The following is a 20,925-nucleotide window of genomic DNA, read 5'->3' as shown; positions in this document are numbered from 1 at the left end:
AGGACAGCAGTGAGGGCTAAAAAAATGGATTCGCTCCCCAGGAAAACAGTAGGTGGAACAACAGAACAGCTATCTTTTGCCGGTTGTATCCCTTCATCTGACAATAGTGTTAACAAAGGCGTCGCCTTTGCCACCAGGAAAGTGAGTGAACTTGAAGAGGTCATGCTCCCCGGTGCTGCTTCTGAAAAGTGGAATCAGGCAATCAAAATTGATTGTCAGGCCGGGCATAAACGTAATGTAACCGTTGCTGATATTACTTCGAAAATCAGTGGCACATCACTGGCAACGCTGACCAGTGAACCGGTAGAAAAGTGTCCGAGTATAGGCGAAACCGAAACTGAACCAGCCCATTGGCCGGTCATTGATCCATCGTTGATTGAATCCACTCAGGTAGCAAAAACGGCCTTGCTTCAGCCTTATCGCCCATCACACATCTCACCTTCTGCCCAGACCATTGCCCGCGAGGTTCACGGTCTCCAGCACAGTTGCCGGGCGGCGATCTGGGCAGTAGCCCTGTTGCAACAGCGTAAACTGCACGGCGATCGCCTGGCGCGGGAATTTCCCGACCAAATGATACCCTTGCTGATCAAAACCTGCCTGTTTCACGATACTGGCCGTGAAGGCGATGGTTTCGATACGTTGGAGTGGGAGCGGGCCAGTGCTGACAATCTGAGGGAACATCTGCGCAACATCTGCGTGGATCAGTCCCCGGCCTGGCAGTGTGGTGAAGCCATTTGCCACAAGGATAATCCGAAGGGCTGCGAGCATCTGCCCGAGGCGATACAAACCCTGCGCAGTCTGCTCCACGATGCAGATACGCTGGAAGTCATGCGGATCAGAAGATGTTTTTACATGGATCGGCTGGAGTGTTTTGCTGACTGTCAGGATGATCTCAAGAGGCAAGACTGGCGCCTGCTGGCCGAAGAGGTCTGCCGGGTGATTGCCAGGCAGGGTGACCTCTGGTGTCCGATCAAGTTGCAGGACAGTGAAGCAAACCACAAACATTTCTTCAGCATCGGTGCCGCCACCCGCTGTGAAAACACTAAGAAGCAGTGGGAGCACCATCCTTCGCCCTTTAGTTATCAGCTGTTTAGCATAGGTGAACAGTCCGGTGTTGTTCGGGAGTTGATTACGCCCTATACCGGACAGCTGACAGAACCACCGGCATCGTCCTTCTCTCTGGCAAAACTGACTCCGCAAGCTGGTGCCATGAAAAGTGCTGCCATGGAAGAATGTCATAGCACCTGGCCAGCGGCGCTTTACAACGACCCCGTTAGCCAACAAGTATATTCCGTCAAACCGGCGAGCTGTGAGCTAAGCGCCCGCAACCAGCTGCTAATGGCTAACCTTGCCGGGCTGCTGGGCATCACAGTCCCTCAGAGTTTTGTTCATGAGGAGCAGGGTCATTTTTATGTGGTCAGTCCCGTTCCCGAACAATGGCAGGGCAAGCTCAAAGGCGGCGAGGCGACGCTGCGCTCTCTTTCTTCAGAGCAGTGGGCCAGATTATTGCTGATTAATGTGATTGTCGGTAACGAAAGCATGGTGAACAGTGCCTGGGAGGGCATTGAACTAACCCCGGAAGGGGAGCCGGTCATGTTCCATTGGGATTATGCCGGGATGGCAACTCGCTACCCGTGTCCTGAAAAACCAGAGCCCGCCTCGAAAACGGATGACTTTTCCTCCATGCCCTTGCTGCTGAATAAACTGCGGAACCCTCAGGCACTCCTCTACCGTGAGTTAACCTCTGAAGACAGTAAGCATCACCCAGGCATCAAAGGTATCGTCAGCTCTTGTGGCGAAGAGCGCATACAGTTGCTGTTTGAACAAAACCCACAACTGTTGGAGGGCAAGCTGGATTCCCTGGATGGTTTTGAGCTGAAGAGGAAGAGTCGTATAAAAAGCATTGATTTCAGTGGCTGTTCAATGAAGGGTACAATCCTGCCATCCATTACATTTCAGCAATGTAAATTCAATACAGAGCTGTTAAACAGTGCCATTGTTGGCAGTTGCTTTTTCGCCCGATGTTCTTTTGAAGGTGAGCGGTTTTCATCATCGGTATTAGACAATGTTCGGTTTTACACTCCAGGTGGTAAGGATGGCGAGGTACTTGAAAGTACATGCCAGATTTCCCGAATCCTGTATCAGTCCTGTGTTAATGAGAACAATGAGTTCAATCTGGAAAATTGGCTGGAGGTGATGGGGAAGAGTGATTATTTATGCTATTTCTCAACATCGCTGGATGATTTAAGCCGGGATATTCTGTCCCAACATATTGATGAAATTATCAGAACTTATCCACAGCAACTTCATAAAATCATTTATGGACTTTTCTCCATTGAATTTAAAAGTACTGCCAATGCAATAAATTTTGTCCGGAATAATCCGGAGTTCTATCATAGTCAAATCAAAGATCTCAAAGATGTGTATTTTGAGTTCAGAACCACCTTCCTGAAAGAAGGAGATTATAATAGTACGAGTGGAAATCCACTTGAAGAATTATGCCCCCTCAATAGCCTCAAAGACAATGACTTTTCCCGGGAATCAGTTTTGTCGTTGATGTTAAATGTTATGAACCTTGTTCTGTTCCCTGAATCCAATGACAAATACATAGACTTTGGCGTCAATGCCAACAGTACGGATGAGCATGATGATTGCTTGAAGGAAATTCCTGAGGGCAGTAGCGAAAGTATACAAAACAACTCAATCTTATCCCTGCAAATAGATGGCCTGCCTCTGGCTGAAATGGAAGCTTACAAAGCTTTTTTTTGTAATTATCAGCTCAAAGTGTATCGGGAATATTTTCATCAATTTTGGAAAGAATGCTCAGAAGAGAGTCAATTAAGAATAGCCAAACACTGTTTGCTTCATCAAAACATTGCCGTTAGCCCCTTAACAACCATTGAATTTTTTAATTCGTTGCCTGAAGGCCATGACGAGCAATACTGGCTGGAAATCAATCTCGCTATCATGAGTAAACATACAAAAAATCAGGATGAGTGGGACCAGTTGCTATCGGAATATTTTGGAAAGTGGGGTGAAGACAACAGATATTATTGAGTTCGAATTGGCTGTTATGGTGCGCCTGTTTTTTGAATCTGTACGCTTATTTTTAGCAAAATCGTCGTAAACCCTCGCCCAATCGAGGGTGTCGCAAAACTCTCTCCGGCGTGGGAACGCGTTGACTCCCGTCATTGCCAGCTTCATTCTCGTCATTCCCGGCTTCATTCTCGTCATTCCCGGCTTCATTCTCGTCATTCCCGGCTTCATTCTCGTCATTCCCGCGAAGGCGGGAATCCACACTGACTCTCCACCAAAACCATACTGCCCGTTGTCCCCCTGGCCTTGTCATCCCCGAGAAGGCAGAGATCCACCGTTGGCGCTGGATTCCCGCCCTCGCGGGAATTACGACTTCAGAGCGTGAGGACGAGCTGTTGAAGTTTTGCGACACCCTCACAGCGTGGGAACGAGTTGTTGGGCTTTTGCGACACCCTCAATCGGGCGGGGATATAAGACGGGAACGCAGAGCGTTGCGGTTGAGTATTTGTACGTGGTTGGTTATATTTTCCATCGGTCTGTCTCTATGCAGAGACTCACGGTGACGAAAACCAAGCACTGTTAACAAAAAATTAAGGCAGAGACAACTGCTCAACCGCCCTTGAAGAACCAGACGAGCCCATACCTGAGTGACCCGTTAAGGCTGCGGCAAATCAAACAAAAGACCAATAAATAACCGAGGGGCACCCGGTCACTGCTGATGGAGGCTTCTGTGTAAGTCCAGTCGCTATAGGCTGGCTGTAGCCTGTGAAGTCAGAAGCCTCGCCTGACAAGGCGGGGAGTGTCACTTGCGTAGGTATAAAATTAAAGGAACCAATTTCTCATCCTGGCGTTCGAGGGGGATGAGAAATTGTGAAAAGATCCCAACAGAGATTAATTATTGATAACCAAAGGACAGCCATGAGCTGGATGCTCCGAAATCGTAACATCCACATCAAACACAGCCTGTAACGTTTCTGCGGTCAACACTTCATGGGGTGTTCCCTGGGCTGCTATAGCCCCTTCTTTTAGAATCATCAGACGGTCTGAGTAACGGGCTGCCAGATTAAGATCGTGCAGAATAACCATTACACCTACACCTTTCTCAGCCTGCTTGCGGGCCATTTTCAGAGTCAGTTGCTGATGAGCCGGATCCAGTGCTGAAGTGGGTTCGTCCAGCAACAGGTAGCGTTTGCCAAAATCCGGTTCGTCCCAGATCTGGGCCAACACTCTGGCCATATGAACCCTCTGTCGTTCACCACCGGAAAGGGTGGTGTACCGACGATCTCTCAGATGCAGACCATCGACTTCTGTCAGTGCCGCCTCAACGATGGCCAGATTTTCTGTCCGGTCTGTAGCACAGGGAATGCGTCCCAGAATAACCACTTCTGCAACCGTGAAAGGAAAGCTCAGTGAGGAAGACTGAGGTAACACGCCCAGCATAAGAGCTTGTTGTTGCAGTCCCCAATCAGTTCTGTCATTTAACAGTACCTTTCCTGAAGAAGGCTTTTGCTCTCCACTGATGACTTTCATCAGGGTGCTTTTACCAGCCCCGTTAGGGCCCAGAACTGTGACTATTTCACCGGGAGCGACTGTAAGACTGACGTCATCAAGCAGTCTCTTTTCAGCAATCTGCACTGTGGCATTTTCAACCTTGAGACAACTCATCAGGCGATCCTTTTGCGTTGCTGCCATAGCAGGGACATGAAGAACGGAGCACCCATCAGGGCGGTGACAATACCAATGGGCAGTTCAGCGGGAGCGACAGCGGTTCTGGCGATCATATCGGCTGCCAGCAACAGGGTACCCCCCAGCATGGCTGAGGCAGGTAACAGTGTTTTGTGATCAGGTCCTGCCAGCAAACGAATCAGATGGGGGACTACCAGTCCGACAAAGCCAATGATACCGGCGACCGATACAGAGACACCGACCGCCATGGCCGTCACCAGGATCAATTTAAGCTTGGTTTTCTGAACATCAATGCCCAGATGTCGGGCTTCGGATTCGCCTAGCAACATGGCATTGAGAACCAGTCCGTAACGACACAGCAAGAAAATAACTGGACCTAAAAGGGTGAAACAGAGCAGGACCGAGTTCCAGTTGGCACCACCTATGCTGCCCATTTGCCAGAAGGTCAGGCTTCTGAGAGTGGCATCGTCAGCAATGTAATTCAGGATTCCCATACCTGCGCCTGCCAGTGCAGAGATCGCCACACCGGCCAGCAGCATGGTAGCGACAGAGGTGCCGTTGCTGGTGGTACCCATTTTATAAACGATCCAGGTCGTAAGAACGCCGCCGCCAAAAGCCAGCAGTGAAACGCTGTAATCCATAAGCAGTGGGCTGGAGAATCCTGCGAAAAGCGCCGATCCTAAAACAATACCGATACCCGCTCCAAGGGCCGCGCCGCTGGATACACCGATGATACTGGGATCAGCCAGCGGGTTTCTGAACAAGCCCTGCATGGCAGCACCGGCAATGGCCAGAGAGCCGCCAATCATGATACCCATCAGTGTTCTTGGCAGGCGGATGGATTCTACGATCAGACGTGTCTGGTCGGATACCTGACTGTCAGTGATGCCCAGTCTATCCAGGAAAATGCAGATAATATCCAGAGGGGCAATGGCCACCGGACCGGTGCCCACGGACAGCACCATGACAGTTGGCAGGGCCAAGGCCAGCATTATCAGCAACAGTGCCGATTTACGACTAGGGTTCATTGTTGTTCTCAGTGACGGTGATCAGGATTCCGGATAAAAGGCCTTGGCCAGACTCAAAGCTGTTTCTCCGGTTCTGGGACCCAGACCTCCCAGCAGTAATCGACCGTCTACGGGAATAACACGGGCATTTTTACCCGCAGGCGTCTGTTTCAAAACAGGCTGGCTGTCGAACAACTGTTCCATGGTGAGGCCACGACCACGATCCGAATAGATAATCACATCAGGAGCGAGGGTCAACAGCGATTCATTGGAAAGAGGTTTATAGCTGTTGAACTGAGCTTCTGCAGGATTAAAACCACCGGCCAGCTTGATCAGGGCATTGGCTTCGGTACCGGCACCGGAAACGGAGGGGTTTCTGCCTTCCATGGCCAGCAGGAACAGGACTCTGGGTTTATCTTTGCCTTCGGCCAGTTGCTGTGAGGCTTTCAGGTCGTTCTCGATGGATTGCCAGAGAGCGTCGCCTTCTTTCTCTTTATCCAGCAATTTCGCCAAGGAATGTATTCGCTTGTGAATGCTTTCGGCAGAGTTGTCGGTGGCGTAGGATTCAACTTCCAGACCCGCCATTTCCAGTTGAGTGATGGTGGTTTTTGGACCCATGTCGTCTGTGCCAATGAGCATGTCAGGCTTCAGTGCCAGAATACCTTCGGCAGAGAGCTGCTTGTGATAGCCGAGTTTGGGCAGTTTGTTAACCTGAGGAGGGTAGTTACTGGTGAGATCCACTGCTACCAGCTGGTCACCAGCACCCAGTGCGTAAATGATTTCAGTAATACCACTGCCGGCAGAAACAATACGTTTCTCCTCTGCTGAACGGTTGTTCTGGGCGTTGGTCACTGCTGCCGTTGTGAAGAGAGACACTGGCAGCAGGAAAGCCATTGCCAGAGAGGCCAGAAGCTTCTTTCCAGGCACTGTGTTCATGGACTTTTCTCCTCCATAAGGACTTGTGCGGCAGTGATTTCGTGCTCACTTAAAAACATCATTAGCTCAACCAGGTTACCCAGAGGTGCTTCCTGATCACCCGCGATCAGGACCGTGGTGTCAGGCGCTTGCTTGACGCGGGCCAGCAGCGCCTGACTAAACACTTTAAAACTGTCGTATTTATTCTCTGCCAGTGCCCAGGGCTGACCATTTGCCAGAATACTTACGGTCAGTGTTTCAGGCTCCTCAGTCAGGGCAGCTTCTTCACGGCTGGCTTCAGGCAGATTCACAGGCAGACTCAGGGTTTGCACATTGGCTGTGAACAGAAGGAAAACCATGACAATAAAGACAACATCCAGCAGCGGTGTCAGATCCGCTGCGGAAAAAGAGGCGTTTGTTTCGTCACTATCGGAAATACGAATCATGCTGGAACGGCCTCAGGACAGGTGCCGGTTTCCTGATTAAGGGCAATGCCATCGTCGTTCATTTTCAGGCCTTCCAGCAGCAGGTTGGCATGGTTCAGGGCAAACTCCAGTTTGGACACATAGTGATTGGCCCAGATGCCAAAACCGTGAGCGGCTGCCAGGGATGGAATGGCCACCATCAGACCAAAGGCGGTGGTGAACATCGCTTCCCAGAGGCCGCCAGCCAGAATATCCGGTGTTACCGGGCCCTGTACTTCAGAAATTCCCTGGAACATACCAATAAGGCCAAGAACGGTGCCCAGTAGTCCCAACATAGGTGCCAGAATACCAATCAGCATCAGTGGTTTCAGCCAGGCATGAAGGGTGTTTTTTTGTTTCAGGAGCCAGAGGCCTGCTACTTCTTCACGCATCTCTTTTTCGCAGTCATTGTGGCTCAACAGAATAGCGATACCCTTGCGAACACCTTTTCCGGCAACAAGGTTTTTGCAGAGTTTGTTCTGGCTATTATTGCAGTGGGAGCAGCCGCGAACTTCATTGAGCAGGGTATTCATGCTTTTTTTATTGAGGCTGGGCAGCAGCGTAAAAGTGATCAGTCTTTCCAGGATAAGAGCCAGACTGATGCAGGAGATAATGATCAGGGGCCAGCCCATGAGTCCCAGGGAAGAGATCTGTTCCAGTAACATCAATTAATACCTGTTTTTTATCTTCAAAATCTTCTATTTTGGGTGAGCCAGAGGCTGTTAATTCAGTTGGAATGCCACGGGAATATGGACCCGGGAAGCCACCAGCCGGTTGTTACGCTTCTGGGGTTCGAACTCCCAGTCTTCAACCGCTGCAATAGCCGACCGGTCGAGTAGCCTGAAACCGGACGACTCCAGCACTTTTATGCTCATTGCATGGCCTTCAATATCTATCAGGACTTCCAGCATAACGACGCCCTGCTGGTTTCTTCGTTGCGCAGTGCGCGGGTATTTGGGAGGGACGGACTTGCGAATAGCAGGTCTGGAGACGAAAACAGGCTCGTTGCTGAGACCTTCTGCTTCACTCTTTTCTGTGGCGGTTTTGACTACCTGAGTCTCTGCTTCTTTTTTGGGCGGTTCCGGTTTTTTCTCGACCACCTTTTCTGGCTCAGGTTCTTTTTTAACTTCGGGCTTTTCAGGTTGCGGCTCTGGTTCCGCTATCTTGACGACGTTTTTCTTTGGCTCTGGTTTCTTGATGGGCGTTGGTTTTTTCTCGACAGGTTTGGGGGTATCCCTGACAGGCTCCGGCTGGGGAGCAGCCTGCTGCACTGAAGAAAAGGTCATTCTGATGGGAGCCCTGATGCTGCCCTGAGCCACTTTAGTCTGCTCAACTTCCTGCTGACCATGGTAGATAGCCGCTGCCATATGTACGGAAATGGAGATGATCAATGTGAGTAGCAGCGTTCGAGACATAATCGGTTTACTTGTGCATTGGCGAGTGAAGATTACTGCAACTTTAAGACGTATTCAATAAGTCAAATGATAATAATTCGCATTTATTGGGTGCGCTGCAGTAACCGTCACAGGGTTAAAAGTCAGAACATATAGCGCACGTTCAGCTTGATATTGCGACCCGGCTCGTAGAGTGTTTCCCAGGCAGAAATGTAGTACTCGTTCATCAGGTTGTTGACTGTCAGATCGGTCTTGATGCCTTTCAGAGCGCCGGTAGTTGGCTCATAACTAGCGTAAAGGTCGACCAGATCGTAGCTGTCGTATGAGGACTGGCCGTCGTAATCGGAACGAATATCTTCCTGAGCACTGACATAGGTGTACCGTGAACCAATTTTCAGGTCACCCTGCAGCATCAGGTAGGCAGCATCTGCAACCACTTTGTCGGCCGGTATGTTATCCAGATATTCACCCGTCTTTTTATCTTCGCCACGGGTCTGGCCGTAGGACAGGCCGAGCTGGATATCCTGGTAACGATACTGGCCGGCCAACTCAAAGCCCTTCAATTGAGCTTCATCAACATTCTTCCAGGTTGTTTTGGTTGGAACACCAAAGATGTTTGGATCATAAACGAACTGGGTAATGAAGTTATCCACATCGTTCTGGAAGACGTTGGCTGTGATGGTCAGTTCATCATCACTCAGAAGGCCAGCAAAATTCATCCGGGCTGAAATTTCCTTATTCTTCGCTTCTTCAGGTTTGAGGTTCGGGTTGGGTACGAACCTGTTGGTGCCAACTGGCGTTGCAAAGTGAGTTCCTGTAGAGAACATTTCTTCCATATTCGGTGCGCGGAAGGCTTCATTGTAACTGGCAGTCAGAGTCAGCCAATCAGTGGTGTCCCAGATCAGGGCAACAGAAGGGGAGACTGCGTTGTCAGACTGTTTCTTTTCTTCAATGTCGGAGTCAGGACGGTTGTCCTTGGTCTCAAAGCGGTCATATCGAACCCCGGTTTGCAAAGTCCATGCCTCTGCCAAAGGAACATCTGCCTGAACAAAAGCACCTGCAGTGGTGGACTCGCCATCGAGATTTTCCGGGCGATTACCTTCATTTCCGAAGTCATCACGAACTGTTTCAATGGTGTTTTTGTAGGCATCAAGACCATAGGTTAAATCTAAATGAGTCAGCTTTGATACGTTGGTAAACGCTGCACCCAATGTCTTGTATCGGGTATTATCAGTCTGCTCGTCTTCAATACGATACTCATCAAATTCAGTATCGGTGTAAAACAGCTGGAACTTGCTGTCCACCAAAACGCTGTCAGGATTAAAAAGATAAGCAGCAGACAGGTTGGTGTTGGTGGACTCTTGAATAATCAATGGGGAGTCCGTATCTACAGCCGTTGCGGGATTGCTGGGAACTTTGGCATTGGTTTGAGCCTGCTGAGCTTTAAACTCAAGACGACTGTCGTCATTCAGCTGCCAGCCCAGTTTGGCCATACCACCCTGTTCGCGGGAGCCGGAGTTCTCAACCTCGTCTCCATTCCCTTCGCCGCTGGTCCCTGTTTCATAGTTACCACCGTCGTTATAGTAGCCATTGAGCAACCAGTCGAAGTTGTCATTCACACCATAAAGCGAGCCACTGGTGCGGGATTCATTATTGTTACTGTGGAAGCCTTGGGATACATAGCCACCCAAAGTTTCACCGGGTTCCAGCATTTCTTCTGCGGTTTTGGTGTTTTGCACAACGACACCGCCGATAGCACCTGAACCCCACAGGTTACTGGATGGACCCTTAACCACCTCAATAGATTTCAGCAGTTCCGGGTCTGTGAAATAACTACCACGGTGGCCGTTGGAGAAGTTTTGGCGGGCACCATCGGTGATCTGAAGAACACGAGTGCCTTCCAGACCGCGAATATTAATGTTCTGGGAGCTAGTGCGCGGGCCACCACTGACGGATACGTTTGGCAGAGACTGGACGGCTTGAGCCACAGACTCAGGTTGTTCCTGCTGGATCTGATACTGGTCTACGACTTCAATCGTCTGGGCTACATCGGTGATGTCTTTTTCAGATCGGGTGGCAGTGACTGTCACCTGATTGAGAAGGGTTGCATTGGTCTGAGGTGTGCTGTCTGCGTAAACAAAACCGGAAGACACTGCCATGACAGCAATTGCCAGTCTACTTTTGGTAAACGTCATTGTTGGCCTACGTGTACTGCTATTAGAGGATTCTTTATAGGGATCAATAACACAAGCGCAGTGTTCTGAATACCCCGAAGCGCTTGTGATGATGTTGCAGGATAATATGCAAAACACAACCTAAACGCAAATCATTATCATTTGTATAAAGAAAATGGTTTTTGCGATTGTGATATTTTTGGTTGCTCTGTAGGTTTTTTTTTACAGGTTTGTAATTTTCATTCTGCTTTGCTTCCTGCCGGGAGTCTGTCGGACTTAAGCGTCCGTCTGGGCGACCCCGTCTGGGCGACCCCGTCTGGGCGACCCCGTCCAGGTGGACGCTTAAGTTCGACAGGCTGCTGGTTTTCGGTTGCCTTATTCTGTCTTGCATCTAAAGTGGTAGCCTATACACTGTGCAAATCTCGCAAAGGTCTCGGTATGTTTGTAACTCTCGTTCCGCCAGTGTTTGGAGTTGTTGTACGAGCAACATATTTCAGTCCTTCCTATCTGGTCTGGGGCAATTATCCAATACATCATCAGCAGCAAATAAATTTTTGTAACAGGTTTGATTGGCTGGATCGGCCCACTGGAATTTTTATCCACGGGATTAGATTTTCAACGAACACGGGTGATGTTTTCTGGGGGTTTGATACATATTTTTTCCGTGAGCAGGTACTACTGGACTGGCTAGTGAATTTTATTCCACTAGCGTCCTTTTCTAATGGGTTCTAAAGTCAAATGAGGCCTGTTCCAACATCATTTTCGCTTGGCGAATAGGCTTTAGTGACACTCCTTGCCTTGTCAAAGAGGTGTGAAATGAAAAAGACACTACTGGCGCTAACTGGTGTGGTGATTATCACAGTGGGCTGTCAGGATGAGAAACCGCCGGAGACAAGTGCGGTTGACGGTCCTCAGGCAACACATCAGAAAAACGCAATTGATGTAGCTCCAATCGAAGAAGAGCAGCTGACCAACACCGATACTTTTGTCGATTCTGGTCAAAACGCGCAAAACGCTCTGAATTGGATTGGCATTTACGAAGGTAAACTTCCCTGTGCAGATTGTGCAGGCATCGACACAACGCTGACACTCAATGAAGACGGCACCTACTCACTGGTTGAGTTGTATGAAGGCAAAGAAGGCGACCCAATCAAATCTGGAGGTAAATTCACCTGGAACAAATCGGGCAACGTCGTCACCTTGGTTGACGAGTCAGGTCCAAACCAATACTTCGTTGGTGAAAACATGCTTATGAAACTGGATGTGAACGGCGAGAAGGCAACGGGTGATTTAGCTTCACGCTACAATCTGAAAAAGATGCCCTGATGGTGACACTTGGCAAAGGAGAGTTCGAATGAACTCTCCTCGCCAGAACTACTGCTCGATCTTATGCTTCAGAGTGGCTTCAACCCGGCGGTTGGCGGCACGTCCTTCAGCTGTTTCATTGCTGGCAGCAGGCTGATCTTCGCCGTAACCAACGGCTGTGATGCTGTCGCCTGCAATACCATAATCATTGATGAGAATGTTGCGAACTGCATCTGCACGACGCTGTGACAAGTTTTTGTTGTATTCCTCAGCACCTCTGTTGTCGGTGTAACCTCCAATCTCCACAGGTACTTCAGGGTAGGCTTTCAGGAACTGAACCACTTCGTCGACGTTATCAATCTCGCCGGTTACCACGGCAGAGTTGGTAGCAAAATTGACGCTGAGCTTCATGCTGATGTCTTTTATCAGTGCGATTTTGCAGCCATTGTCGTCGACTTTGCGGCCTTCGGGAGTATTCGGGCACTGATCCATATAATCCGGAACACCGTCTTTATCGCTGTCCAGTGCACAGCCACTGGCATCAACCGTCGCACCGGCTGGTGTATTTGGGCAATTATCACGACTGTCAGGTACACCGTCCTGGTCGCTATCTGCTTCAACAGGCGCCGGGGCAGGAGCTGAACTTCCACCGAAGGCATAACTGATTCCGACGTTGACCAGACTGTCCCAGGTGCTGTCGTCGGCTCCGTGGATGCCACGAACATCCCCGCGCAGTGACCAGTTTTCGTTAATGGCATAGCGAACACCAACACCGGCGTTGGCCTGTGTTTCCTGAGAGTCATTGAGCTTGCCTTCAAATTCCCCGTGGCCCACACCCAGAATGGCAAAAGGTTGCCACCTGGCTGTCATGGGTTTGAAGTAGTAGAGAGCATCCAGGTAATACTGGTTGACATCGGTATCCCCAATTCTGCTGTCAGCATTGCTGTCGAGAAATCTCAGTTCTGTGGCCCATTGGTCGTTAAAGCGATATTCACCCCCCAGAGTCAGTGTGGTGGCATCGTCCAGATTGCGATCAGAATCAAAATTCTGAAGACCAATCGCAGGGTTGATATACCAGCGTCCTTCATCAGCATAAACCGAAGCGGCCAATCCGGTGGAAATTACAAAAGCCAGTAACTGTCGTTTTTTATACACGGCTACATTCCTTGGTGTCGTTGGGATGTAGGCGAAGTGTACCTATTTAATGTGCATCTGTTAAATGTCTTTGTGGCGTTAAATGAGATTTCTACCCATATTAAACGACATAGACTTTGTAATGTTGTAATGCCTTTATCTAAAAGCAGGTCGTTCAACCTGTACTGAAGTTCTGTATAAACGCGATAGTCAAAAAGAAATTGTAAGAGCCGCAGAAAACTGCGGTCTATACTGGGTATCCATGGTCGGCAATGAGAAGCTGGTTGAGAGCAGACTCTGGCCGATCTGACGTTTATCCAGTCAGGGTGGAACTATGCCTTCAGATTCGAAGACCACTTCTTTTCATTCGTGGTTATTGTTGATCACTGTGTTACTCAAGCTGGGGCTGGCAGCCGGTTCTGCTTTTGCCAAACCCTCTGTTCAATGCACCGGAACACCGGAAAAGCTTGAAGCCGGTCAATCCATCAAAGTGATGACCTGGAATGTGCAGTTTATGGCCGGAGGCATCTATGAACTATGGAAGCCCCCGCAGCAACTCGAAGCTCTGGCTCTTGACAAGCAATTGTCTGTTTTTCATCAGGTAGCAGACCTGATTGAAGAAGAGAACCCTGATATCCTTCTGCTTCAGGAAGTCGACGTAGACCCCAGAGTCAGGATGAACCAGATCCAGTGGTTGAAAGACGCCCTGCCTGTAAGGTTTCATTGCAGTGCCTTCACCGCTTATAGTTATTTGAACGAACGGGCCTCACCGAATGTCCGGAAAGAGCCGGGTGGAGTGAACCTGCTGACCTTATCCCGGTTTGCTATTGACAGTGTCGTCAGGCATGACCTTCCTGCCATACCTGATCAGTCTCTTTATCCTGCGACCACTCAACGGGTCCTGCTGGAGACCGAAATCAACCTGGGAGCCGGGTCACTGACGGTGATTAACACGCATCTGGATGCTTTTGCCCAAGGGCTGGATATTATGCAAAGGCAGGTAAAGCAATTGGCTGAGCGGCTGGACCGGATGGGGGCCGACTCCCTGTGGATTACCGGAGGGGATTTCAATTTGATTCCGCAGGGACAGTATGAGCACCTCGATGACTCCGAGCAGTTCTGGTATCAGAAAGACTCCGAGTTATCCGTACTGACCGACAGGTTTCCGGTTGTTCCAACGCCTCAACAGGCTTCTGGAGAGGAAAGGCAACGGTGGTTCACTAGTCGAACCCGTCAGGATCTGGGTCTGGATCGGACGCTGGATTATCTCTTTTACTCAGCAAAGCTGGATCTAGTGAAGGCCAGAGTGGTCCAAAAAGCTGAAATGCTCTCGGATCATGTGCCTTTAGTGGCGGAGTTCAGATTGCAGAAGAACTGATTTATTTTCAGGATTAACCTGACTGATCTCTCAATTATCAGTCCTGTTCGTCATACTCGGTCACTGACTCGGGAGACGCTGTAACAATCGCATTGACGCCCGAACTTCAGGAATTGCTGTTAAACAATGAGCCTACCCGCGATTCAAAAAACACATCTGGCCCTGGCCGTCATGGCAGTAGCAAATGTCACAGTCAAGGCTGAAGAAGCTTTGCCGTCTATACAACCCACTCTGCTGGACCAGGTGACTGTATCAGCGACACTGACTGAACAGAATCTCGATTCGGTGGCCAGCAGCGTGGATGTCACCACGGCGGATGACATTGAAAAGAGAATGGTCAATGACATTGATGACCTGGTTCGTTACGAGCCGGGGGTCAGGGTCACAAATGATGGCAGAACCGGTGCGGGCAGCTTCAATATTCGTGGGATGGATGCCAACCGGGTCAAGATTACTGTAGACGGAGTGGATCAGGCCAAAGCCTTTGATTCCACCAAAATGTTTTTGCGTTCCCAGCGAAATTTTATTGACCTCGAAACCATCAAGGTCGTTGAAGTCTTAAAAGGTCCGGCATCGACCGTACATGGTAGCGATGCTATCGGCGGTGTTGTTGCTTTTGTCACCAAAGACCCGGCAGACTTTCTTCATCCCGAAGGTAATGACGCCTACGCATCACTGAAGGGGGGATACTCCTCTGCTGACAGTGCCTTTACTGAAACAGCAACGTTAGCTAATCGCAGTGATGATCTGGAAAGCCTGCTGATTTATACCCGTCGCGATGCCAAAGAAACCCGGACCCATGGTGGCGCCGATGTGAAGGGTGAGGCCAGAGAAGAAGCCGACCCCAAGGATATTGGTGTCAATAACGTACTGGGCAAGTTACAGTACCAATTGAACGACGATCATCGTATGGGGCTGACAGTTGAGTGGCGGGAGCTTCACTCTGACACTGATTTATTGTCAATGGTCGGTGTACAGCCCACTGGAAACCCTTCTCCTTACAGCAAATTTGAAGCAGAGGACTCAACAAAACGTCAACGCCTTGGCGTGTTTCATGAGTGGGAAGCGTTCATACCGGTTTTCGATACGCTTAAGTGGACCCTGAACTGGCAGGAAACCGAGACTAATCAGATTACCTACGATGAAATGCTGGTCGAGGTCCCGGGCCCTTCGAAATGGAAAACCCAGGCGAGAAACAAGGATTACATCTACAGGGAAACCAGCTGGCAGCTGGATCTGAAGATGACCAAATGGCTTGACTTCAAATCCTCCGATCACCTTATCAGCTATGGACTGGAGCTGGGAAGAAAAGAGCAGAATAACCTGAACAAGACCACATACGTCAAAAATCCAGCTGGTGAAGAGAATGACATTAGTCGTTATGCGCCGCTGGCGACCGTTGAATCTTCGGGTATCTATCTTCAGGATGAAATAACCCTGTTGGACGATCGTCTGACCGTGACACCAGGCATTCGTTATGACAGTTTTTCACCAGAAACTGAAACGGATCAATATTATAAAAAAGCATATAAAGACAACTCATACGACAGTTGGTCTGGAAAACTGGGCGCTGTTTACAAGTTCACAGACGTATTTTCAGGGTTTGTACAATACAGCCAGGGCTTTGGCACACCTGATTTATTTGCGATGTACTTTGAAGAAATCGTACCTGTCGGTTCAATGAACATTCATGTCATGCCTAATCCCGATCTGGAGCCCGAGAAAAGTGACTCTATTGAAGTAGGATTGAGAGCGAACGGGCGACTTGGAAGTGCAGAAATCACTGCATTTTATAATCGGTATGACGACTTTATTGAAATGGTTCCCCTTGGAACAGTTGGGAGAGATGTTCAGTACCAGTATCAGAATCTGGATGACACAACCATCAAGGGTCTTGAGTTCAAGGGCCAACTCTGGCTGGATGAAGCCATAGGGGCGCCCATTGGAACAAGTTTTAAGACAGCGGTTGCCTGGAGTAAAGGTCAGGGTACTTTCTCCAATGATAAGGGAGAATTATTTAAAGACGATCCTTTAAACAGTATTGCTCCGCTCACCGCTGTTATTGGACTGGCCTATGATTCACCCGATGACAACTGGGGCGGGGAAATGATGTGGACTCTGGTCGCCGCGAAAGATAAAGACGATATCTCTAAAAGCGATATTGCTTCAGACGAGAGTGAAGCAGGGGGCGAACAGTTTGCAACACCTGGCTATGGTCTTGTAGATATGACCACTTATTGTAAGCCCATTAAAGACGTGATTCTCACTGCCGGTATTTTCAACATTACTGACAAGAAATACTGGAAGTGGGATGATGTACGCGGTCTTTCTGACACCTATAAGGGCCTTAACCGTTATACCCAGACCGGCAGGAACTTTTCTGTCAGTGTGAAGTGGGAGATATGACCAGGCTGTGTCACAACTCTGGTTCCCTTGGGAACCCATTCCTTGCCTCAACCTGAAAACTTCCTTTAAAACACACCATTATGTTGCGAATGTTGCCGCCACTCATCATTGAATAGAAGCGCATAAAACCGTCCAACGCTTGAATGGAATCCCGGTGTTCAACAATACGACCATTCTCCAAACGCCAGTTATCAATGATATTCATACCCTTTTCATCGTTACCACGATCATCTTTATTCAATGTGGCGTGGGAATGAAAGATCACATAATCACCATCTGCATAGATGTGTTTTACGTCGTAACTGTATTCCGGATAGTCTTCAACAAACTCCTTCAGGAAGCCCACCAGGCCGGTATTGAGTTCGTCACCCTGGTTCACATCAAAGGCTTGCGTTTTCGATGTATTCTTTTGTGATTCGACAGGTCTTGCGCGTTTTTGCAGACCTTCCCACAAGTTCGCTGCTGGCCATCTTCGTGGACCACGGTTTCGCTACAGGTTTTTTGCCCGGAGTGGTCTCTCATTTTGTGATTCGCCAGGGCTGTGATATGCCTGCAAACTCTTCCGCATGGCCGTTGCTGTCCATCTTCTCCAACCACGATCACTTCACAGGTTTTTTGCCCACTGTGGATTTTGCTTTTGTGATCCAGCATTGCTCGAGTGTTCTTAAGGACTTTCCTGCATGGTCGCAGTTGGCCATCCTGTCCGAGCGCGGTCAAGTTACAGGTTTGTTGCACGGAGTGAGCTCTTCTTTTGTGATTCGACAGGACTTGAGAATTCTTAAAGACCCTCCCGCATGGCCGCAGCTGACCATCCCCCCCGGGCACGGTCAAGGAACAGGTTTTTTGCCCGGTGTGGAAGCTGGTTTTATGAGACGACAATGATCGTGTATTTTTGAAAATTTTTCCGCATGGTCGCAGCTGGTTATCTTCCCCGAGCACAGTCAGGTCACATGTTTGTTGTCCAGTGTGAGCCTCTCTTTTGTGAGCCGAAAGGATTTGAGCATTCTTAAAGGTCTTCCCACATGGCCACAGCTGGCCACTCTCCCCGGGCACGGTCAAGTCACAGGTTTTTTGCCCGGTGTGGATGCTGCTTTTGTGAGACGACAGGGCTCTGACATTTTTACAGACCGATCCGCATTGACGAAGATGGTCATCCTCCCCTAACACTAACACGTTGCAAGTTACTTTACTGGCAAGGCAGGTTGCATCGGCTTCCCCTGAAACTACTGAGTTCAGGGCAGCACCATCGGAAGAGTTGCAACTATAACACTGTGTATTGGCCAAATGGGGGCATGAAATTTGTCCGGGTGTTTCTTCTGTGTTGTTTGTTGAACTTTCTTCACAAACCAACGCTCCACTCTCGGATGGATTGGAAGATTGTCGGAATCGACAAACACCATCACAGGGATAGAGATAACAATGTAAACCCAAAGTATGCAGGTATTGTTCAGGGCCTTCGTTGTTATTGCCAGAGTCAGAATTCAGGAGCCTGGTGAAATAGCCTTTAATGTAAGTGGTAGCCTGAGGGATTTGCTGGCCGGATGATGTTGATGGCTGGCCTTGTTGTGGGGCATGTTCAGAGCCAGGCATCGTTGTGGTGATTACGAACAGATGATTTTGAAACAGATGATTTTGACACGCTTCTTTTTGTTCAATCGAATTAAACACTGGTGAGTCGGGGTTGAAATAGCTTTTTAAAAGCCAACCGACAGCGATAGCTGTTGCCAGAGGCGGCCATGAACAAGGGAGCGAGTCCAGAGGGGAGTTTTGGATGGTCAGAAATAGTTCACAAGCAACCAGCAGATTCGTAGCACAAAGCCACCGCCACGAAATCGACTCAATGAGGATCGTTTTCACCCTGTAGCTGTAAGGCTTGTGTCGTTTGTCATCAGGTGACGAGCCGGGTTCTGCATAGCCGTCTGAGTCGATATTGTCTGAGGGGTTGCCCGACAACATGCGGCGGTCAAGCTTTATAGAAAAGTCCCGGTTTGGAAAATCTGCATTCTGCTCGAGCTCGACAACAAAATGTCTTGTCAACGGTTTAGATTGGCTGATGACAGACAATGACATTCAGAGCAGTGCTGCAAAGAGTGAGTGTTTAATAATTCTATCCCTGCCTTCTGGTTTACAGAGAGGAAGGATAGATCAAGATAATAAGTGTGCTTTTGCGTATTCCACGTGAAAGGGCTGGGCGCTTGCGCAGACCTTCCCGCACTGTTGCTGCTTGCTCTTTCCGGAAGTCGGCCTTCCGGGACTTGAGCCCGGGACCTGCCGAGTATGTGTCTTTCAATTTGTGCTTTCGTATCATTCCAAATGATCCCTTATCTTGCTTATAACCTCTTGTTTACTGGACTTATTATTTCCATAAGCTTCCAAGCTGTACTATTGTTTTCCGCTTAAGTCCGACAGAAAGGGGGGGGGGGTAATAGAAGGTGCAAAGAGGGCGCAACATCCAAAGATGGTTTTAATGGCAAAACTAGCCCCAACTCAAGTGAAGAGCATTAAATACCGGCTTAGTGAACAGGTATGGAGTCGCGATGATGGAGTTTTGCTATTTGAGAAAAGGAATAGCGGTATTGTTGAGGCTTACCGACAGGCCAAAAGCAGTACTTAAAAATAGGAAATACGTAAAAAAGGTAGGTCTAAATCGGAAATAAAACCATGCCAGCACAACAAAAGCCGCAATACATAACCGATGACGAGGGAAACCGGGTATCAGTCGTTTTGCCTGTGGATCAATATCAGGAGCTGTTAGAAGACCTTGAAGATCTTGCGACAGTGGCAGAGCACCGGTGCGAGGAAACCGTATCCCATGATGAGCTTATCAAGTCACTGAAGGCAGACGGCAAGCTATGAGTCGTGAAGAGCAGGAGGCGTTGCTGGGGAAGGTGGGATAAGGACACCTTGCTATCTGAACAACTCGGAATGACTCCCGAGCCGTTCAAACACAATACGATCATCATCCAGCCTGTAGATTAACAACCAATCTGGCTCTATATGGCATTCCCGCCTGCCATTATAATTCCCGGTCAAAAGGTGATCCCTGTGTCTGGCAGCCAGGGGCTTCTGCTCTACCAGCTGGCGGGTGATAAGCTTGAGTTTGTCAATATCTTTCCCCTGCTTCCTCGCTTTTTTAACGTCCTTGTGAAAGCGGTTTAAGAATACGGGTATCAGCATGCTTAAATATCCAGATTCTTAAACAGGTCATCCAGATCTTTGCACTCTACCAACCCTTCCCCTCTGTCGCTTTCCTCGAAAGCCTTCAGAGTCTCTTCGTTAGGAATACGCACATCAAACGGCAACCCGTTGCACAGCTCAACCTGCGTATAAAAAAGAGTAATGGCCTGTGTTGTGTTCAGCCCGATCTTGCGAAACACCGCTTCAGCCTGTTTCTTCAGCTCAGGTTCCACTCTGGCCCTGACCACAGCGCTTTTGCTCATGACGGTTCCCTCTGGTATTGAATGGTGTTTTATAGTGTAGGCCAATTGGGACACATTTCAAAATTCAGCTGCCTGTATATGGGGTGGGTAGGTCGCTTACTACTTGTTGGACTTTCTGCGATTACACTCCCGGCAAAGTATCTGGCCGTCAACCAGCTCAGTCTTGCCAACCTGTGACCATGGGTTGACGCAAATGAAAAGGACACTCAGAGATTGATAAACCAGTTCATACTTTTCACTGCGCAATACCTTGGCGGCCCCCTCACAATGCCTGCTATTCTGACTGCTCCTACAACAAATGATAACGGCACGCAGTATGTCACTGGGACATCGTGTAGAGAGACTTGAATCCCATTTTGAATCGCTGGATAACGCTGTACATCGCTTCGTCCAGATTACCGGGGAAACACAGAAGATTGTGCTGGAAAATCATCGAGAGAACCGGCCCATGTTCGCTCAGGTAGAAAAACGTTTTGATCAGCAAGACCACAAGATCGAGGCTTACCAGTCTGAGAACTGCAAACATTTTGACAAAATAGAAGAAACTCTCGCCATCATCGTAAACCACCTTCGGAAATAGCCACGC

At 49.0% G+C, this 20,925-nt stretch carries 19 protein-coding genes; 7 read left to right on the top strand and 12 right to left on the bottom strand.

The features are described 5' to 3' along the window. The first annotated feature begins 24 nt into the window (after nt 1-24). Entirely contained in the window at nt 25-3,057 is a 3,033-nt protein-coding gene (locus ACO6V5_RS17315) for a hypothetical protein (RefSeq protein ID WP_422411986.1), read from the top strand. Between the two features lie 121 nt (nt 3,058-3,178). Continuing rightward, nucleotides 3,179-3,421, top strand: coding sequence for a hypothetical protein (locus ACO6V5_RS17310; protein ID WP_422442114.1), 243 nt, complete (start codon nt 3,179-3,181; stop codon nt 3,419-3,421). Between the two features lie 506 nt (nt 3,422-3,927). Here the strand turns inward: ACO6V5_RS17310 and ACO6V5_RS17305 are convergent. The 7 genes from ACO6V5_RS17305 to ACO6V5_RS17275 all read right to left on the bottom strand — a co-directional run bounded on the left by ACO6V5_RS17305 (nt 3,928) and on the right by ACO6V5_RS17275 (nt 10,697). Continuing rightward, nucleotides 3,928-4,701: a heme ABC transporter ATP-binding protein gene (locus ACO6V5_RS17305; protein WP_422136531.1), complete on the bottom strand. Its 774-nt coding sequence runs from the start codon at nt 4,699-4,701 to the stop codon at nt 3,928-3,930. Beyond that, on the bottom strand, nt 4,701-5,750 hold the full coding sequence (locus ACO6V5_RS17300; protein WP_422136532.1) for a FecCD family ABC transporter permease: 1,050 nt from the start codon (nt 5,748-5,750) through the stop codon (nt 4,701-4,703). Before ACO6V5_RS17300 ends, ACO6V5_RS17305 begins: the two co-directional genes overlap by 1 nt. Nucleotides 5,751-5,771: 21 nt before the next feature. Continuing rightward, nucleotides 5,772-6,665: a heme/hemin ABC transporter substrate-binding protein gene (locus tag ACO6V5_RS17295; RefSeq protein ID WP_422136533.1), complete on the bottom strand. Its 894-nt coding sequence runs from the start codon at nt 6,663-6,665 to the stop codon at nt 5,772-5,774. Next, nucleotides 6,662-7,090: an ExbD/TolR family protein gene (locus ACO6V5_RS17290; protein WP_422136534.1), complete on the bottom strand. Its 429-nt coding sequence runs from the start codon at nt 7,088-7,090 to the stop codon at nt 6,662-6,664. The genes ACO6V5_RS17295 and ACO6V5_RS17290 overlap by 4 nt, the downstream gene beginning before the upstream one ends. Continuing rightward, a complete protein-coding gene (locus ACO6V5_RS17285) occupies nt 7,087-7,773 on the bottom strand; it encodes a MotA/TolQ/ExbB proton channel family protein (protein WP_422136535.1) in 687 nt (228 codons plus the stop codon). The genes ACO6V5_RS17290 and ACO6V5_RS17285 overlap by 4 nt, the downstream gene beginning before the upstream one ends. Nucleotides 7,774-7,830: 57 nt before the next feature. Beyond that, nucleotides 7,831-8,523 (bottom strand): energy transducer TonB, encoded by a 693-nt coding sequence (locus ACO6V5_RS17280; RefSeq protein ID WP_422136536.1) that lies wholly within the window; start codon nt 8,521-8,523, stop codon nt 7,831-7,833. A gap of 122 nt (nt 8,524-8,645) precedes the next feature. After that, complete coding sequence (locus ACO6V5_RS17275; protein ID WP_422410396.1) at nt 8,646-10,697, bottom strand: TonB-dependent hemoglobin/transferrin/lactoferrin family receptor; 2,052 nt, start codon at nt 10,695-10,697, stop codon at nt 8,646-8,648. A gap of 795 nt (nt 10,698-11,492) precedes the next feature. On the opposite strand from ACO6V5_RS17275, the gene ACO6V5_RS17270 reads away from it, so the two are divergent. After that, entirely contained in the window at nt 11,493-12,002 is a 510-nt protein-coding gene (locus tag ACO6V5_RS17270; protein WP_422136538.1) for a copper resistance protein NlpE, read from the top strand. 48 nt (nt 12,003-12,050) lie between these two features. Here the strand turns inward: ACO6V5_RS17270 and ACO6V5_RS17265 are convergent, their stop codons facing one another. Then, a complete protein-coding gene (locus tag ACO6V5_RS17265) occupies nt 12,051-13,136 on the bottom strand; it encodes an outer membrane beta-barrel protein (protein WP_422136539.1) in 1,086 nt (361 codons plus the stop codon). Between the two features lie 313 nt (nt 13,137-13,449). Between ACO6V5_RS17265 and ACO6V5_RS17260 the strand changes: the two genes are divergently transcribed. After that, nucleotides 13,450-14,493, top strand: coding sequence for an endonuclease/exonuclease/phosphatase family protein (locus tag ACO6V5_RS17260; RefSeq protein WP_422410398.1), 1,044 nt, complete (start codon nt 13,450-13,452; stop codon nt 14,491-14,493). A gap of 126 nt (nt 14,494-14,619) precedes the next feature. Then, on the top strand, nt 14,620-16,899 hold the full coding sequence (locus ACO6V5_RS17255; protein ID WP_422410400.1) for a TonB-dependent hemoglobin/transferrin/lactoferrin family receptor: 2,280 nt from the start codon (nt 14,620-14,622) through the stop codon (nt 16,897-16,899). A 10-nt stretch (nt 16,900-16,909) separates the two neighbouring features. Here the strand turns inward: ACO6V5_RS17255 and ACO6V5_RS17250 are convergent, their stop codons facing one another. Further along, on the bottom strand, nt 16,910-17,278 hold the full coding sequence (locus ACO6V5_RS17250; RefSeq protein WP_422410402.1) for a nuclear transport factor 2 family protein: 369 nt from the start codon (nt 17,276-17,278) through the stop codon (nt 16,910-16,912). Further along, entirely contained in the window at nt 17,275-18,969 is a 1,695-nt protein-coding gene (locus tag ACO6V5_RS17245) for a hypothetical protein (RefSeq protein ID WP_422410404.1), read from the bottom strand. The genes ACO6V5_RS17250 and ACO6V5_RS17245 overlap by 4 nt, the downstream gene beginning before the upstream one ends. A 591-nt stretch (nt 18,970-19,560) precedes the next feature. Here ACO6V5_RS17245 and ACO6V5_RS17240 point away from each other — a divergent pair. Beyond that, nucleotides 19,561-19,755 (top strand): hypothetical protein, encoded by a 195-nt coding sequence (locus tag ACO6V5_RS17240; RefSeq protein ID WP_422139671.1) that lies wholly within the window; start codon nt 19,561-19,563, stop codon nt 19,753-19,755. Nucleotides 19,756-19,806: 51 nt separating this feature from the next. On the opposite strand, the gene ACO6V5_RS17235 is transcribed toward ACO6V5_RS17240, so the two are convergent. Then, nucleotides 19,807-20,076, bottom strand: a complete 270-nt coding sequence (locus ACO6V5_RS17235; protein ID WP_422139672.1) for a type II toxin-antitoxin system YafQ family toxin — start codon at nt 20,074-20,076, stop codon at nt 19,807-19,809. Nucleotides 20,077-20,078: 2 nt separating this feature from the next. Next, the gene (locus ACO6V5_RS17230; RefSeq protein WP_422139673.1) at nt 20,079-20,339 is read right to left on the bottom strand and encodes a type II toxin-antitoxin system RelB/DinJ family antitoxin; all 261 of its coding nucleotides are present in this window, start codon (nt 20,337-20,339) and stop codon (nt 20,079-20,081) included. Nucleotides 20,340-20,655: 316 nt separating this feature from the next. Here ACO6V5_RS17230 and ACO6V5_RS17225 point away from each other — a divergent pair, with 316 nt between their 5' ends. Then, entirely contained in the window at nt 20,656-20,919 is a 264-nt protein-coding gene (locus ACO6V5_RS17225) for a hypothetical protein (protein ID WP_422410407.1), read from the top strand. The last annotated feature ends 6 nt before the right edge of the window (nt 20,920-20,925 follow it).

The sequence above is a fragment of the Endozoicomonas sp. ALD068 genome (assembly GCF_049310145.1).
In the GTDB taxonomy this organism is placed as follows: Bacteria; Pseudomonadota; Gammaproteobacteria; order Pseudomonadales; family Endozoicomonadaceae; genus Endozoicomonas_A.
The sequence above is the reverse complement of the archived record's forward strand: the minus strand, read 5'-3'. Positions and strand labels throughout refer to the sequence as shown.

What these genes read in the sequence shown, in the direction of transcription:
- ACO6V5_RS17230 (WP_422139673.1), bottom strand. Translation starts at nt 20,339, where the DNA reads ATGAGCAAAAGCGCTGTGGTCAGGGCCAGAGTGGAACCTGAGCTGAAG.
- ACO6V5_RS17255 (WP_422410400.1), top strand. Translation starts at nt 14,620, where the DNA reads ATGAGCCTACCCGCGATTCAAAAAACACATCTGGCCCTGGCCGTCATG.
- ACO6V5_RS17275 (WP_422410396.1), bottom strand. Translation starts at nt 10,697, where the DNA reads ATGACGTTTACCAAAAGTAGACTGGCAATTGCTGTCATGGCAGTGTCT.
- ACO6V5_RS17280 (WP_422136536.1), bottom strand. Translation starts at nt 8,523, where the DNA reads ATGTCTCGAACGCTGCTACTCACATTGATCATCTCCATTTCCGTACAT.
- ACO6V5_RS17245 (WP_422410404.1), bottom strand. Translation starts at nt 18,969, where the DNA reads ATGTCATTGTCTGTCATCAGCCAATCTAAACCGTTGACAAGACATTTT.
- ACO6V5_RS17290 (WP_422136534.1), bottom strand. Translation starts at nt 7,090, where the DNA reads ATGATTCGTATTTCCGATAGTGACGAAACAAACGCCTCTTTTTCCGCA.
- ACO6V5_RS17295 (WP_422136533.1), bottom strand. Translation starts at nt 6,665, where the DNA reads ATGAACACAGTGCCTGGAAAGAAGCTTCTGGCCTCTCTGGCAATGGCT.
- ACO6V5_RS17270 (WP_422136538.1), top strand. Translation starts at nt 11,493, where the DNA reads ATGAAAAAGACACTACTGGCGCTAACTGGTGTGGTGATTATCACAGTG.
- ACO6V5_RS17285 (WP_422136535.1), bottom strand. Translation starts at nt 7,773, where the DNA reads ATGTTACTGGAACAGATCTCTTCCCTGGGACTCATGGGCTGGCCCCTG.
- ACO6V5_RS17225 (WP_422410407.1), top strand. Translation starts at nt 20,656, where the DNA reads ATGTCACTGGGACATCGTGTAGAGAGACTTGAATCCCATTTTGAATCG.
- ACO6V5_RS17315 (WP_422411986.1), top strand. Translation starts at nt 25, where the DNA reads ATGGATTCGCTCCCCAGGAAAACAGTAGGTGGAACAACAGAACAGCTA.
- ACO6V5_RS17305 (WP_422136531.1), bottom strand. Translation starts at nt 4,701, where the DNA reads ATGAGTTGTCTCAAGGTTGAAAATGCCACAGTGCAGATTGCTGAAAAG.
- ACO6V5_RS17260 (WP_422410398.1), top strand. Translation starts at nt 13,450, where the DNA reads ATGCCTTCAGATTCGAAGACCACTTCTTTTCATTCGTGGTTATTGTTG.
- ACO6V5_RS17235 (WP_422139672.1), bottom strand. Translation starts at nt 20,076, where the DNA reads ATGCTGATACCCGTATTCTTAAACCGCTTTCACAAGGACGTTAAAAAA.
- ACO6V5_RS17300 (WP_422136532.1), bottom strand. Translation starts at nt 5,750, where the DNA reads ATGAACCCTAGTCGTAAATCGGCACTGTTGCTGATAATGCTGGCCTTG.
- ACO6V5_RS17240 (WP_422139671.1), top strand. Translation starts at nt 19,561, where the DNA reads ATGCCAGCACAACAAAAGCCGCAATACATAACCGATGACGAGGGAAAC.